Here is a 333-nt window from a genome sequence, read left to right as displayed (position 1 = left end):
CATACTTAACTGCTCCATCCGCAGAGACCGCAATATCTTTCAATTGCTGACCAATACTATCTACCTTGTTTTCAACCTTGCTAACCCTATCATTCGTCTTCCAAAGTTGACCTCCATTAACAACCTCTTTCGAACCTTCTTCTATAAGACCATCCGCTACATGCTTAATCTTACTATCTTCTCCGTCATGACGTCCATCATACCCGCCCTCAGATGAATTCCAATTTAAACCATTCGACGCAACATTCTTGGAAACATCAGTAATACGATCATTGATACGTGACATACTTCCACTTACACCATCAAACGCTGCTGCTACATTATCATAGAGCG

At 41.4% G+C, this 333-nt stretch carries 1 pseudogene; it reads right to left on the bottom strand.

Features of this window, described 5'->3' with window-relative positions:
• Nucleotides 1–333, bottom strand: a pseudogene (locus J7R07_RS08070) (hypothetical protein); the annotation flags it as partial.

Source organism: Bartonella phoceensis (assembly GCF_902825145.1).
GTDB lineage: Bacteria > Pseudomonadota > Alphaproteobacteria > Rhizobiales > Rhizobiaceae > Bartonella > Bartonella phoceensis.
The sequence above is the reverse complement of the archived record's forward strand: the minus strand, read 5'-3'. Positions and strand labels throughout refer to the sequence as shown.